Origin of the sequence: Rhizobium sp. 862_C5_N1_2 (genome assembly GCF_051811205.1) — a bacterium.
Taxonomy (GTDB): Bacteria; Pseudomonadota; Alphaproteobacteria; order Rhizobiales; family Rhizobiaceae; genus Rhizobium; species Rhizobium leguminosarum.
In genome coordinates, this window is record NZ_JBPWPT010000001.1 from 2,803,569 (window position 1) to 2,817,054 (window position 13,486).

Sequence of the window (13,486 nt, forward strand, 5' to 3'; positions counted from 1 at the left end):
CCGCGCGGAAAAACCGCGCGGGCTCAATGGGATAGTTCGATGTCCTGTAGTCAGTCGGCGTCGTCGAGGAATTTCCAGACGAGTCCGCCAAGCGCCCCACCCGCAAGCGGCGCAATCCAGAACAGCCAGAGCTGCTGCAGCGCCCAGCCGCCGACGAAAAGCGCCTGGCCGGTGGAACGCGCCGGATTGACCGAGGTGTTCGTCACGGGGATAGAAGCGAGATGGATCAGCGTCAGTCCGAGGCCGATCGCAAGCGGCGCGAAGCCGGCAGGCACCCGGCTGCTGGTCGATCCCAGGATGATGATCAGGAAGAACATGGTCAGCAGCACTTCGATCAGCAGCGCCGAAAGCAGTGAATAACCGCCCGGAGAATGATCGCCATATCCGTTGGCGGCAAAGCCGCCGAGTTCGAAACCCGCCTTGCCGCTGGCGATGAGATAAAGCAGCGCCGCCGCGGCGATGGCGCCGACAACCTGCGCGACGACATAGGGAACGAGGCGCGCCGCGGGAAACCGTCCGGCAACAGTTAGGCCGAGGGAGACGGCGGGATTGAAATGACCGCCTGAGATGCCGCCCACGGCATAGGCCATGGTGAGCACGGTCAGACCGAACGCAAAGGCCACGCCGACAAAACCGATCCCCAGCTCGGGATAGGCCGCGGCCAGCACGGCGCTGCCGCATCCGCCGAAGACCAGCCAGAACGTGCCGAGAAACTCGGCAACTAAACTCTTTTGCATGCGCGCCTCCTTAACCTCAACCAAGAGTTTAAGTGAATCCGTTACAATTCGATTCCGGTCAAGCGCGCGGACATTGCCGCGGCAAGCTTCACGCAAGGATCGAGAAGCGGGTGGAGATGCGTGCGGTACCTGCGGCGCAAGGAGACGTTTTCTCAGGCCTGAAATTGCGTTAAGACCCGCCGGCCTCCCAAGGCGATTCATAAAAATACTGATTGGATTGAAAATGACAGACGCGATCTCCGCATCGCCGACTCCTGCCTCGAACAGCGCGCAAGTCAATTCCCCGGCTCGCGTCCTCATCGCCAGCCTTGTCGGCACCACCATCGAATTCTTTGACTTCTACGTCTATGCGACGGCAGCCGTCCTCGTCTTCCCGCATCTCTTCTTCCCGGCAAGCGATTCGAACGCCGCAACGCTGCAGTCGCTCGTCACTTTCTCGATCGCCTTCTTCGCCCGCCCCATCGGCGCCGTGGTGTTCGGTCATTTCGGCGATCGCATCGGCCGTAAGGCGACGCTCGTCGCCGCGCTGATGACGATGGGGCTTTCGACCGTCTTGATCGGCATGCTGCCAGGCTATGATGCGATCGGCATCGCCGCGCCGCTATTGCTGGCGCTTTGCCGCTTCGGTCAGGGCCTCGGCCTCGGCGGCGAATGGGGCGGCGCCGTCCTGCTTGCCACCGAAAACGCTCCTCCCGGCAAGCGCAGCTGGTACGCCATGTTCCCGCAGCTCGGCGCGCCGATCGGCTTCATCCTTTCCTCCGGCTTCTTCCTCATCCTGGCGGAAACGATGAGCAACGAGGATTTCCTCGACTATGGATGGCGCATTCCCTTCATCGCCAGCCTCGCCCTCGTCGCCGTCGGCCTCTATGTCCGCCTGAAGATTGCCGAGACACCGGAATTCCGCAAAGCCGTCGAAAAGCACGAGCGCGTCGCCGTGCCGATCGAGGTGGTCTTCCGCGGTCATCTGCGCAGCCTGATCCTCGGCACCTTCATTGCCGTCGCGACCTTCGTGCTGTTCTACCTCATGACAGTCTTCACGCTCTCCTGGGGCACGACACCCTTGGAAAAGGGTGGGCTCGGTTATACGAGAGAACAGTTTCTGGTCGTCCAGCTTGTCGGCGTCGTCTTCTTCGGCCTGACGATCCCGCTCTCCGGCTGGCTCTCCGATCTCTATTCGCGCCGTACCATCCTGACGCTGACGACGATTGCCATCGCGATCTTCGGCTTCTTCTACGCCACGCTGTTGACCAGCGGTCTCACAGGCGCCTTCCTATGCTCGATCATCGGCCTCGCCTTGATGGGCTTCACCTACGGTCCGATCGGCGCTGCCCTTGCCGCGCCCTTCCCGACCATGGTGCGCTACACCGGCGCCTCGATGACCTTCAACCTCGGCGGCATCTTCGGCGCTTCACTTGCTCCTTATATCGCCACCTGGCTCGCCACCCATTACAGCCTCGATTATGTCGGCTACTACCTCGCCGCCTCGGCGGTGATTTCGCTGGTCTGCATCCGGCTGTCGGGCCGCGAGGAAGTCTGAACCTCGAGTAGCAAGTCAACAACAAGCCGCGACGGCCACCGTCGCGGCTTTTTTATTGATGCCGTGAGCACTTCCGGTTAACCGGAACACTCACGGCAAAACGGGGAACAGATCATGCGATGCCTCATTACCGGCGCAGCCGGCTTTGTCGGTGGGCCTCTCGTCGAAAGACTGCACGGAGAGCGGATATGCGAGCTTGTGGTGACGACGCGATCTGCAACCGCCAGCTTCCCGACATCTGTGCGGCATTTCCCCATCGAGATAACAAGCGAAACCGATTGGGCGGCAGTTCTCGAAGGTGTTGATGTCATTGTCCATCTCGCCGCTCGTGTTCACATCATGAACGACCGCGCAGCCGATCCGCTCGCGGAATTTCGTCGGATCAACACCGCCGCCACGTTGAACCTCGCCGAGCAGGCCGCCCGCGCGGGGGTAAAGAGGTTCGTCTTCATTAGCAGCATCAAGGTCAATGGTGAGGAGAACGAAAGGCCCTTCCGACACGACGATACGCCAATGCCGATCGACCCCTATGGCATCTCGAAGCTGGAAACTGAAATCGGGCTGCATGAAATCGCCGCTCGAACAGGCATGGAGGTCGTCGTCATTCGCCCGCCGCTCGTCTATGGACCCGGCGCGAGGGGCAATTTTTCCCTGCTCGTCGGACTTGTCCGGAAGAGGATACCGCTCCCCTTCGCGTCGCTGAAGAACCGCCGAACACTGGTCGCGCTTCCAAATCTCGTCGATCTGATCATCACCGCGATGAAGCATCCCGGGGCAGCCGGCGAGACCTTTCTCGCAGGCGATGGAGAAGATCTTTCGACTCCGGGGCTTATCGAAGGGATTGCCGCAGGGCTGGGTGTCAAACCGATGCTGCTCCCCTTTCCCCCCGCCTTGTTGCAGATGGGCGCGAGAGTCACGAGAAAGGACGCCGTCTACCAACGTCTTTGTGGCTCCCTCCAGGTCGACATATCCCGTGCCCGCGACGTGCTTGGCTGGTCGCCCCTGGTCACGCCGCGCGAAGGCCTGAAGCTTGCGGTGAAGTAACCGTTACTCGCTCGTCACACCCTGAAACGGGTGCACCTCACGGCCGGGCATGAAGACGCCGAGACGTTTGATTTCCCATTCGAGCTTGATGCCGTCTTTTTCGAAGACCTCGCGGCGCACCTGTTCGCCGAGATATTCGAGGTCGTAGCCGGTCGCCTGCCCCATGTTGATCATGAAATTGCAGTGCAGCGACGACATCTGCGCTCCGCCGATGACGAGGCCGCGGCAGCCTGCCTCGTCGATCAGTTTCCAGGCCGAATGGCCGGCGGGGTTCTTGAAGGTCGACCCGCCGGTCTTTTCACGCACCGGCTGCACCGTCTCGCGATGATTGCGCACGGCGTCCATCTCGGCGCGGATCTGCGCGCGCTCTTCCGGATAGCCCTCGAACAGCACGGAGGTGAAGATCAGATCTGTCGATGCGGTCGAATGCCGGTAGGAATAGCCCATCTCGGCATTGGAAAGCACATGCTTGTCGCCCTTGCGGTCGACCGCATGGACTTCGATCAGCCGCTCGCGCGTCTCCACGCCATTGGCCCCGGCATTCATGCGCGCCGCGCCACCGATGCCGCCGGGAATGCCGTAGAAGAAATGGAAGCCGCCGATGCCGTTGTCCATCGCCATCGCCGCCACATGTTTATCAGGGCAGATGGCGCCGGCCAGGATGCGGTTTTCGCCGGCGAGCTCGACGAAGCCGAACCCCTTGGCCGACAGGCGCAGCACGACGCCGGGAATGCCGCCATCGCGTACCAGGATGTTGGAGCCGACGCCGACCACCGTCAGCGGTACCTCTTCCGGCAATATCTTCAGGAAGGCGATGAGATCGTCGATGTCATGCGGCTGGAACATCAGCTCGGCCAGGCCGCCGGCCCTGAACCAGGTGACACGGTCCATCGGCGCATCCGGCGTGATACGGCCGCGGATATCCTTTACACCCTCTCCGAGAGACGCGAGAAGCTTTTCCCCATTCACCTGTTTCATACGGACTTTCCCGATAGGCCTTCCAGTTGCTTGGGCAGCGCCGCTGCCCAGGATGTGATGCTCCCAGCCCCCAACAGAACCACGAAATCGCCAGGCTTTGCAACCTCCGCGACCATCTGCGGCAAAAGCTCCGCCGAGGTGAGAAAGCGGGCGTCGCGATGGCCGCCGGATTTTATGCGCGAAACCAGCGACACGGAATCGATACCCTCGATCGGATCCTCCCCCGCTGCATAGACAGGTGCCAGGAAGATGCTGTCGGCATCGTTGAAGCAGGCGGCGAATTCCTCGAACAGGCTCGCAAGACGACTATAGCGGTGCGGCTGGTGGACCGCGATGATGCGCCCCTTGCAGGATTCGCGGGCAGCGCGCAGCACCGCCTTGATCTCGACGGGATGGTGACCGTAATCGTCGAAGATCTGCACCCCGTTCCATTCGCCGGTCAGCGTGAAGCGCCGCTTGACGCCGCCGAAGGAAGCAAGCCCCTTGGCGATATCGGCGCTCGATATGCCGAGCCGGTTGGCAACGGCAATCGCCGCCGTCGCGTTGGAGATATTATGCCGTCCGGGCATCGGCATGACCAGCCCCTTGAGCTCAATCACCTGGCCGGTGCGGCGGCGGCGGATTTCGACGTCGAAGATCGAGCGCGTGCCGTCGATGCGGACATTCTTGAAGCGCACGTCGGCCTGCGGGTTCTCGCCATAGGTGATGATCTTGCGGTCCTCGATGCGGCCGACCAGCGACTGCACCTCGGGATGGTCGAGGCACATGACGCCGAAGCCGTAAAACGGCACGTTCTCGACGAACTGCCGGAAGGCGGCGCGCACGGCGTCGAAATTGCCGTAATGGTCGAGATGTTCCGGGTCGATATTGGTGATGACGGCGACATCGGCCGGAAGCTTGAGGAAGGTGCCGTCGGATTCGTCGGCCTCGACCACCATCCACTCGCCCTCGCCCATGCGGGCGTTGGTGCCGTAGGCATTGATGATGCCGCCATTGATGACGGTCGGGTCAAGCCCGCCGGCTTCGAGCAGTGTGGCGACCAGCGAGGTGGTCGTCGTCTTGCCATGCGTGCCGCCGATGGCGATCGCATTGCGGAAGCGCATCAACTCGGCCAGCATTTCAGCACGGCGCACCACCGGCAGCAGCTTTTCGCGCGCGGCGATGAGCTCCGGATTGCTCTTCTTGATCGCCGTCGAGACGACCACGACTTCGGCCTCACCCAGGTTTTCGGCTCGGTGACCGACGAACACCTCGATGCCCTTGTCGCGCAGGCGCTGGACATTGGCACTGTCGGCCTGGTCCGATCCCTGCACCTTGTGGCCGAGATTATGCAGCACCTCGGCGATACCGCTCATGCCGATGCCGCCAATGCCGATGAAATGGACGAGACCGATCGTCTTCGGCAGTTTCATGCGCGTGTCCTCTTGAATTCCGCAATTGTCCGTCCGGCGGCAATAGCCTCAACCATGTCGGCAAGCAAGTTTGCGGCGTCGGGTTTCCCAGCGAGTTTCGCCGCCGCGGCCATGTGCGAAAGCTTTTCCGGATCGTTCATGACAGCCGTCAGGATCGCCGCGATCTTCTCCGGTGAAAGCTCCGACTGGGCGATCACCTTCGCCCCGCCGGTCGCAGCGAGTGCCGCGGCATTCGCCGCCTGGTCGTGATCGAGAGCGTGCGGGTAAGGCACGAGCACGGCAGGCCGCCCGATGACGGAGATTTCCGAAACCGTCGAGGCGCCCGAACGGCAGATGACGAGATGCGCCCTGGCCAGCCTCTCGGCCATGTCGGTAAAGAAGGGTGCGATATCGGCCCCCATCTCCAGCTTGGCGACGCAGCCGCTGACCATCTCCATGTCCTCGGGACGCACCTGCTGGGTGATGCGCAGCCGCACGCGAAGCGCGTCGTCGAGCAGGCTGATCGCCGTCGGCAGCGCCTTGGAAAAATATTGCGCGCCCTGGCTGCCACCGAAGACGACAAGGTTGAAGGCCTCACCCGGATGCGACGGCGTGTAAGGCACCTCGGCCGCGGCAATGATCGCCGGGCGCACGGGATTACCCGTCGTCACCGTCTTGTCTGGAAAGGCGGCACCGCCCTCCGGCAAGAAACCGCCGGCGATGGCCTGCACACGGGTTGCTAAGGCCTTGTTGGCGCGGCCCATCACGGCGTTCTGCTCGTGGATCATCGAGGCCACGCCGAGCCGGGTAGCGGCAAGCAGCGGCGGCACGGTGGGATAACCGCCGAAACCGACGACGATGACCGGCTGCAGCCGCTGGATCAGTTTCTTTGCCGCCCGCATGCCGCTCCAGAGCGTCCACAGCGAGCGGGCCACGGCAACCGGGTTCTTCGAGCCGATCGTCGCCGACGGCACGACATGGATCTCCTCGGCCGGGAACTTTCCGGCATAACGCTCGGCTCGGCTGTCCGTGACGAGATGCACCGAATAGCCGCGCTCCTTCAGCTTGAAGGCCAGAGCCTCCGCCGGGAACACATGGCCGCCGGTTCCCCCGGCGGCAAGCAGCACGATGCCTTTGCTCATAGTCTTCTACTCCGCCGGCATGCCGTGCGGGACGCGGAAGAGGCTCCGGTCCTGCGCGCGTTTTTCCGGTCGATGCCGCGTCAGCGCCAGGATGAAGCCGGCGGTGACGCAGATCGCCACCATGGACGAGCCACCATAGGAAATCAGCGGCAGCGTCATGCCCTTCGCCGGCAGCAGTTCGAGATTGACGCCGATATTGATGATCGACTGGATGCCCATCTGCAGCACGAGGCCGGCGACGGCGAAGCGATTGAAGTCGTTGCGCTCGCGATAGGCATGCGAGAGGCCGCGCAGCACCAGCACGGTAAACAGCGCAACGAGCGCCATGCAGAAGACGATCCCGAATTCTTCGGCAGCGACCGAGAAGATGAAGTCGGTATGCGCATCCGGGATGATGCGCTTGACGATACCCTCACCCGGTCCCTGGCCGAACCAGCTGCCGCGGATGATCGCCTCGCGCGCGGTGTCGATCTGGAAAGTATCACCCTCGCCGGTCATGAACTTGTCTATTCGGCCGGCGACGTGCGGGAAGACGTAATAGGCGCTGAGCAGGCCACCGGCGCCGCCGATACCGAGCAGCATGATCCAGATCCATGGCATGCCGGCCATGAAGAACATCCCGCCCCAGACGGCCGTGGTCAGGATGGTCTGGCCGAGGTCCGGCTGCGCGATAAGAAGTGCCGCAACGATGCCGAACAGGATGATCGCAAAGAGATTGCCGGGGATCTCCGGCTGGCGCGCATGTTCGGCAAACAGCCAGGCGCAGACCACGACGAAGGCGGGCTTCATGAATTCCGACGGCTGGATGGAAAGGCCGGCGATCCAGATCCAGCGCCTGCCACCCTTGACCTCCTGCCCGACGAAGAGCACCAGCACCATCATGGCGACGGAGATGATCAGGATCAGGATAGCGGTTCGCCGCACCTGGCGCGGCGTCAGGAACGACAGCCCGAGCATGACGCCGATCGAGGGGATCATGAAGGCCGCATGGCGCTTGACGAAGTGGAAGGGTTCGAGCCCGATGCGCTCGGCGACCGCAGGAGATGCCGCAAACGACAGCATGAAGCCGATGCCCATCAGGAAGATGAACATCGCCAGGAAGAAGCGGTCGATGGTCCAGAACCAATCGGCCAGAGGCCCACGTTCCGCGCGGCTTACCATGTCATTTCTCTCCTGTTGCCGGACCGATCAGCATCGCAATCCCGTCAAGCGCTGCCACGTGGCCGACGAAGGCATCGCCCCTGACTTCGAAGTTCTTATACTGGTCGAAGCTTGCGCAAGCCGGGGATAACATCACCGCTGAAGCAACGTTCTCGTCGCGTTCGGCATCGGCTGCCGCATGCGCGACCGCGCGCTCCAACGTGCCCGAGATCTCGTAAGGCACGGCCTCGCCGAGCGTCGCTGCGAATTCCGCGGCCGCCTCGCCGATCAGATAGGCCTTGGCGATGCGCGGAAAATAGGGAGCGAGCGTCGTGATGCCGCCAGCCTTCGGCAGGCCGCCGGCGATCCAATAGATGCGATCATAGCTCGAAAGAGCCGGTGCTGCGGCATCGGCATTGGTCGCCTTGGAATCGTTGATGAAAACGACGCGGCCACGCTGTCCAACCGGCTGCATGCGGTGCTTGAGTCCGGGGAACGAGGCAAGGCCGGCGCGGATGTCGTCGGCGGAAACCCCGACAGCGAGGCAGGCGGCGACGGCGGCGGCGGCGTTCTGCGCATTATGGCTGCCGCGCAGCGTCTGGATACCGTCGAGATCGGCGAAAGGCAGCATAGCGCCGCCGGCGGCCTGGATGAGTTTGGTGCCCTCGGCATAAATGCCGTCCGCCACCACGTTGCGGCGCGAAATGCGGACCACTTTGACGCCTGCCCGCTGGACGCGGTCAGCGATCAAGGCGGAATGGCTGTCGTCGACGCCGACAATCGCGACATCGCTGCCGGCGACCAGCCGTTCCTTGATATCGGCATAATGCTGCATCGTGCCGTGACGGTCGAGATGATCGGGCGTCAGGTTGAGCAGGATTCCGGCCGACGGGTCCAGCGTCGGCGCCAGATCGATCTGGTAGGAGGAGCATTCGACGACGTAAAAGCGCTCGGCCCTCGGCGGATCGAGGGTCAGCACCGCCGTGCCGATATTGCCGCCAAGCTGCGTGTCGTAGCCTGATGACCTCAGGATATGGGCGACCAGCGCCGTCGTGGTCGACTTGCCGTTGGTGCCTGTTATGGCGATGAAGGGGCAGTCCGGCGCATGAGCGCGGCGCTCGCGCACGAAGAGCTCGACGTCGCCGACGATATCGACGCCCGCCGCACGCGCAAGATCGACCGTCCAGTGCGGCTTCGGATGGGTGAGCGGCACGCCGGGTGACAGCACGAACAGCGTCTGCTGGCTCCAGTCGATGTTGTGCAGGTCTTCCGTTCTGATGCCTTCGGCCGCAGCCTTGGCGACGCTGTCGGGATTGTCGTCCCAGGCGGTCACGTCGGCACCGCCTGATATCAGCGCCCGGGCAGTGGCAAAGCCGGAGCCGCCGAGCCCGAAGAGCGCGACCTTCCTGTCCTTGAGCGTCGTGACCGGGATCATCGCCGCCTCACCGGAGCTTCAGCGTCGAGAGACCGAGCATGGCAAGGCCGACGGCGACGATCCAGAAGCGGATCACCACCTGGCTCTCGGTCCAGCCCTTCTTCTCGAAGTGATGATGGATCGGCGCCATCAGGAAGACGCGCCGGCCGGTCATCTTGAAGAAGCCGACCTGGATGATGACCGAGAGCGTCTCGATGACGAAGAGGCCGCCGATGATTGCCATGACGATCTCGTGTTTGGTGGCGACGGCGACGGTGCCGATCGTGCCGCCGAGCGCCAACGACCCGGTGTCGCCCATGAAGATGGCGGCCGGCGGAGCATTGAACCAGAGAAAGCCGAGGCCGGCGCCGATGACGGCGCCGAGCACGACGGCGAGCTCGCCGGTGCCGGGCACGAAATTGATCTGCAGGTAGTTCGCAAACACCACGTTGCCGGCGAGATAGGCGATGACGCCGAAGGAGGCGGCTGCAATCATCACAGGCACGATGGCAAGTCCGTCGAGACCGTCCGTCAGATTGACGGCATTGCCGGCCCCGACGATGACGAAGCCGCCGAAGACGACGAACATGATGCCGATATTGATCATGAAGTCCTTGAAGAAGGGAAAGGCAATCGAGGAGCCGAAGGTCGAGCCGGCAATCCCCGAGGCAAGGGCGGTGCGCATCATGAAATAGACGGCGATGCCGGCGATGACGAATTCGATGCCGAGACGCGCCTTGCCGGAAAAGCCCATGTGGCTCTGCTTCGTGACCTTAAGATAATCGTCGTAGAAGCCGATCGCGCCGAAGCCCAGCGTCACCAGCAGCGTGGCGACGACATAGACGTTGGAAAGATCGGCCCAGAGCAGCGATGCGCCGACGATGCCGGCGAGGATCATCAGCCCGCCCATGGTCGGCGTGCCAGCCTTCTTGAAATGCGTCTGCGGCCCGTCGGCGCGGATCGGCTGGCCCTTGCCCTGCCGGATGCGCAGCGAATTGATGATCGTCGGTCCGAACAGGAAGACGATCAGTGCTGAGGTGAAGAGAGCAGCCCCCGTGCGGAAGGTAATATATCTGAACAGGTTCAGAAATTTGAAATATTCCGACAGTTCGACAAGCCAGATCAGCATTCAGGGCCCCTTGTTTACCCGATCAAAATTCGCGTTGCGTGTCGGCAAATGCCGGGAACTTGTCAAGGAGCGCGGCGACGATCTTGCCGAAACCGATGCCCAGAGACGATTTCACCATCAACACGTCGCCTGGCGCGACCGAGTTCAATACATAGTCCGTCAATTCGTCCGTGTTCTCGCGATATTCGACGTGGACGCTTTCCGGCAACGATTCCTTCAGCGCAGCCATCTCGGCTCCAGCCAGCCAGACATGCTCGATGCCGGCCGCAAGCAGGGGCACGGCAAGGTCGGTATGGACCTTCTGCGCATACTCGCCCATCTCCAGCATGTCGCCGAGCACGGCGATACGGCGTCCGCGGCCGGTCGGCTCGGAGGCCGCCAACAGCGCGATCGCCGCGCGCATCGAGGCTGGATTCGCATTGTAGCTCTCGTCGATCAGCGTGAAGCTGCCGCCGCCGATTAAAAGCCGATGGCGCTTGCCCCTGCCCTTTTCCGGCCTCAGCGTCGCAAGCGCTTCGATCGCCTTCTGCATATCGGCGCCGACGATCCTGACGACCCCGAGTGCTGCGAGCGCATTCTCGGCGATATGGCGGCCCGGCGCGCCGAGCGCGACTTCCAGCGTCTCGCCACCAATCGTCAGCCACAGCGTCGAATTCTCGTCGGAGCCATTGAATTCTGCGAGCCGGAATTCGGCCTTGGCATGCTGGCCGAAGGAATGGATATGCTCGATGCCGAGCGATTGCGCCGTGCGGTCGAGGAAATTGAACTGGTCGTTGTCGCGATTGAGCACGACATGGCCGCCGGGTTCGAGCCCCTCGAAGATCTCGGCCTTGGCAGCGGCGATTTCCTTGATGTTCTTGAAATTGCCGAGATGCGCCGGCGCGATCGTCGTGATGATGGCGACATCGGGACGGATCATCCCCACCAGCGGCCGGATCTCGCCGGGATGGTTCATTCCGACTTCGAAGACGCCATAATCCGTATCCTCAGGCATGCGCGCCAGCGTCAGCGGCACGCCCCAATGATTGTTGAAGGAGGCGACGGAGGCGTGCACCTTGCCGGAGGGCGACAGCACATGCCGCAGCATTTCCTTGGTGGTCGTCTTCCCCACAGATCCGGTCACCGCGATGATCCGGGCCCGCGAGCGCTCGCGCGAGGCAAGGCCGAGCCGGCCAAGTGCCGCGAGCACGTCTTCCACGACGATCATCGGCACCGTCAGGCGGCCCATGGCGGGAAGCCTCGCCTCGCTGACGACGAGAAGGGAAGCGCCGTTCGCCGTCGCCATCGATGCGTAGTCGTGACCGTCGACACGGTCGCCCTTGATCGCGAAGAAGGCTTCGCCTGGATTAATCGAGCGGCTGTCGATGGAAATGCCGGTGATGCCTTCTGGCAGCGTGCCGAAAGGGCGCCCCGCCATCGCTGCGATCATGTCTTCCGTCGTCCAGAGCCAGCTCAAGATTTCAACTCCTCCAAGGCCTTGCGCACCTCCGCATGATCGGAGAACGGCAGGGTGACGCCGCCGATCGTCTGCCCTTCCTCATGCCCCTTGCCGGCGACGATCAGCGTATCGCCGGATCTCAGCATGCCAACAGCCTCGCGGATCGCCGTGGCGCGATCGGCGATTTCCGCGGCGCAGCCTGCTGCTGCCATGATCTCCGCCCGGATCGAGGCCGGCTCCTCAGAACGCGGATTATCGTCTGTGACTATAACGACGTCGGCAAGTCGGCAGGCGATTTCGCCCATGATCGGCCGTTTGCCGCGGTCACGGTCGCCGCCGCAGCCGAAAACGACGATGACGCGGCCGGTGGTGAAGGGTCTGACCGAGCCCAGCACATTTTCCAGCGCATCCGGCTTGTGGGCGTAGTCGACATAGGCGAGCGCGCCGTCTTTTGTATGGCCGACGAGTTCGAGACGGCCGGACGCGCCGACGAGCTTCTCGAGCGCGGCCATCGCAACCTTCGCCTCAACGCCGGTCGACATGGCAAGCCCCGCTGCGACCAGCGCGTTGGCCACCTGAAAATCGCCGGCCAGCGGAATGTCCACCTCGAAGATCTCGCCGCCGATATGGATTTCGGCCATCTGCTTGTGGCGGAAGTGCTCGACGCGCTTCAACGAGAGGTAATCGCCCTTTCGCCCAACGGTACGAATGTCGTGACCGGCATCGGTCGCGGCCTTGATCGCCTGCGCCGACCACGGATCGTCGGCGAAGATCACTGCCGGTGACCCCTTCGGCAACAGCGTATCGAAAAGCCGCATCTTGGCGGCCATATAGGCCTCGATCGTGGGATGATAATCCATGTGGTCCCGGCCGAGATTGGTGAAGGCGGCGGCAGCAAGCTTCACCCCGTCGAGCCGGCACTGGTCGAGGCCGTGGCTGGACGCTTCCATCGCGGCATGCGTTACGCCTTCTTGAGCGAGTTCCGCCAGCAGCGCGTGCAGAGACACCGGATCGGGCGTCGTCAGCGAGCCATATTCGTTGCGCGTCGGCGAAACGACGCCCGTCGTGCCGATCATCGCAGCCGCGTGGCCCGCATGCGCCCAGATCTGCCGGGTGAAAGAAGCGACGGAGGTTTTGCCCGCCGTGCCGGTGACGGCGACCATGGTATCGGGCTGCTTGCCGTGGAAACGCGCGGCGGCGATGGAAAGGAAGCGGCGCGGCTCCTTGACCGCAAGCACGGGGATCGAAGCATCGACGGCTTGGGAGGCGATCGCGACGGCAGCGCCACGGCCGGCGGCATCCGCGATGAAGCCTGCGCCGTCCGCCTTGGTGCCGGCGACTGCGACGAAGGCATTGCCAGGCGCCACCTTGCGGCTATCCGAAGACAGGCCTGAGATATCAAGCAAGCCTGCCGGGCCTTCGAGCTGTGCTTCAAGTTCCGGAAACTGATCTCCGGCCAGGTCTCGCAATTTCATCGAACGCACTTTTCTCTCTTGAAGCCGGTTCACCCCTCGCGAATCGGCGTCGATATTCATT

11 protein-coding genes are annotated in these 13,486 nt (G+C 63.0%); 2 read left to right on the top strand and 9 right to left on the bottom strand.

The window, feature by feature from the left end; genetic code table 11:
* Nucleotides 1-50 precede the first annotated feature (50 nt).
* Nucleotides 51-1,061 carry an aquaporin Z gene (gene aqpZ, locus ACD590_RS14145; RefSeq protein ID WP_439002802.1) on the bottom strand — a complete coding sequence of 337 codons (1,011 nt, stop codon included), beginning with the start codon at nucleotides 1,059-1,061 and terminating at the stop codon, nucleotides 51-53.
* Between aqpZ and ACD590_RS14150 the strand changes: the two genes are divergently transcribed.
* Nucleotides 961-2,274, top strand: a complete 1,314-nt coding sequence (locus ACD590_RS14150) for an MFS transporter (RefSeq protein WP_028732838.1) — start codon at nucleotides 961-963, stop codon at nucleotides 2,272-2,274. The two genes, aqpZ and ACD590_RS14150, sit on opposite strands and share 101 nt — an antisense overlap.
* A gap of 114 nt (nucleotides 2,275-2,388) precedes the next feature.
* Complete coding sequence (locus tag ACD590_RS14155; protein WP_439002803.1) at nucleotides 2,389-3,318, top strand: UDP-glucose 4-epimerase family protein; 930 nt, start codon at nucleotides 2,389-2,391, stop codon at nucleotides 3,316-3,318.
* A gap of 3 nt (nucleotides 3,319-3,321) precedes the next feature.
* Here the strand turns inward: ACD590_RS14155 and murB are convergent, their stop codons facing one another.
* The 8 genes from murB to ACD590_RS14195 are packed head-to-tail and all read right to left on the bottom strand — an operon-like array spanning nucleotide 3,322 to nucleotide 13,485.
* A complete protein-coding gene (gene murB / locus ACD590_RS14160) occupies nucleotides 3,322-4,296 on the bottom strand; it encodes a UDP-N-acetylmuramate dehydrogenase (protein ID WP_018242859.1) in 975 nt (324 codons plus the stop codon).
* Entirely contained in the window at nucleotides 4,293-5,708 is a 1,416-nt protein-coding gene (murC, locus tag ACD590_RS14165) for a UDP-N-acetylmuramate--L-alanine ligase (protein WP_018446549.1), read from the bottom strand. Before murC ends, murB begins: the two co-directional genes overlap by 4 nt.
* Nucleotides 5,705-6,829: an undecaprenyldiphospho-muramoylpentapeptide beta-N-acetylglucosaminyltransferase gene (gene murG, locus ACD590_RS14170; RefSeq protein ID WP_439002804.1), complete on the bottom strand. Its 1,125-nt coding sequence runs from the start codon at nucleotides 6,827-6,829 to the stop codon at nucleotides 5,705-5,707. The genes murC and murG overlap by 4 nt, the downstream gene beginning before the upstream one ends.
* A gap of 6 nt (nucleotides 6,830-6,835) precedes the next feature.
* Entirely contained in the window at nucleotides 6,836-7,990 is a 1,155-nt protein-coding gene (ftsW, locus tag ACD590_RS14175) for a putative lipid II flippase FtsW (protein ID WP_018242862.1), read from the bottom strand.
* A 1-nt stretch (nucleotide 7,991) separates the two neighbouring features.
* Complete coding sequence (gene murD / locus ACD590_RS14180) at nucleotides 7,992-9,404, bottom strand: UDP-N-acetylmuramoyl-L-alanine--D-glutamate ligase (RefSeq protein ID WP_193445483.1); 1,413 nt, start codon at nucleotides 9,402-9,404, stop codon at nucleotides 7,992-7,994.
* A 7-nt stretch (nucleotides 9,405-9,411) separates the two neighbouring features.
* Nucleotides 9,412-10,512: a phospho-N-acetylmuramoyl-pentapeptide-transferase gene (gene mraY / locus ACD590_RS14185; protein ID WP_003541415.1), complete on the bottom strand. Its 1,101-nt coding sequence runs from the start codon at nucleotides 10,510-10,512 to the stop codon at nucleotides 9,412-9,414.
* 22 nt (nucleotides 10,513-10,534) lie between these two features.
* Nucleotides 10,535-11,968 (bottom strand): UDP-N-acetylmuramoylalanyl-D-glutamyl-2,6-diaminopimelate--D-alanyl-D-alanine ligase, encoded by a 1,434-nt coding sequence (locus tag ACD590_RS14190; protein WP_439002805.1) that lies wholly within the window; start codon nucleotides 11,966-11,968, stop codon nucleotides 10,535-10,537.
* Nucleotides 11,965-13,485, bottom strand: coding sequence for a UDP-N-acetylmuramoyl-L-alanyl-D-glutamate--2,6-diaminopimelate ligase (locus ACD590_RS14195; protein ID WP_439002806.1), 1,521 nt, complete (start codon nucleotides 13,483-13,485; stop codon nucleotides 11,965-11,967). Before ACD590_RS14195 ends, ACD590_RS14190 begins: the two co-directional genes overlap by 4 nt.
* Nucleotide 13,486 lies beyond the last annotated feature (1 nt).

Coding starts and splice junctions, on each gene's coding strand:
- ACD590_RS14150 (WP_028732838.1), top strand. CDS start 961: ATGACAGACGCGATCTCCGCATCGCCGACTCCTGCCTCGAACAGCGCG.
- aqpZ (WP_439002802.1), bottom strand. CDS start 1,061: ATGGTGGTGCCGACAAGGCTGGCGATGAGGACGCGAGCCGGGGAATTG.
- ACD590_RS14155 (WP_439002803.1), top strand. CDS start 2,389: ATGCGATGCCTCATTACCGGCGCAGCCGGCTTTGTCGGTGGGCCTCTC.
- murB (WP_018242859.1), bottom strand. CDS start 4,296: ATGAAACAGGTGAATGGGGAAAAGCTTCTCGCGTCTCTCGGAGAGGGT.
- murC (WP_018446549.1), bottom strand. CDS start 5,708: ATGAAACTGCCGAAGACGATCGGTCTCGTCCATTTCATCGGCATTGGC.
- murG (WP_439002804.1), bottom strand. CDS start 6,829: ATGAGCAAAGGCATCGTGCTGCTTGCCGCCGGGGGAACCGGCGGCCAT.
- ftsW (WP_018242862.1), bottom strand. CDS start 7,990: ATGGTAAGCCGCGCGGAACGTGGGCCTCTGGCCGATTGGTTCTGGACC.
- murD (WP_193445483.1), bottom strand. CDS start 9,404: ATGATCCCGGTCACGACGCTCAAGGACAGGAAGGTCGCGCTCTTCGGG.
- mraY (WP_003541415.1), bottom strand. CDS start 10,512: ATGCTGATCTGGCTTGTCGAACTGTCGGAATATTTCAAATTTCTGAAC.
- ACD590_RS14195 (WP_439002806.1), bottom strand. CDS start 13,485: ATGAATATCGACGCCGATTCGCGAGGGGTGAACCGGCTTCAAGAGAGA.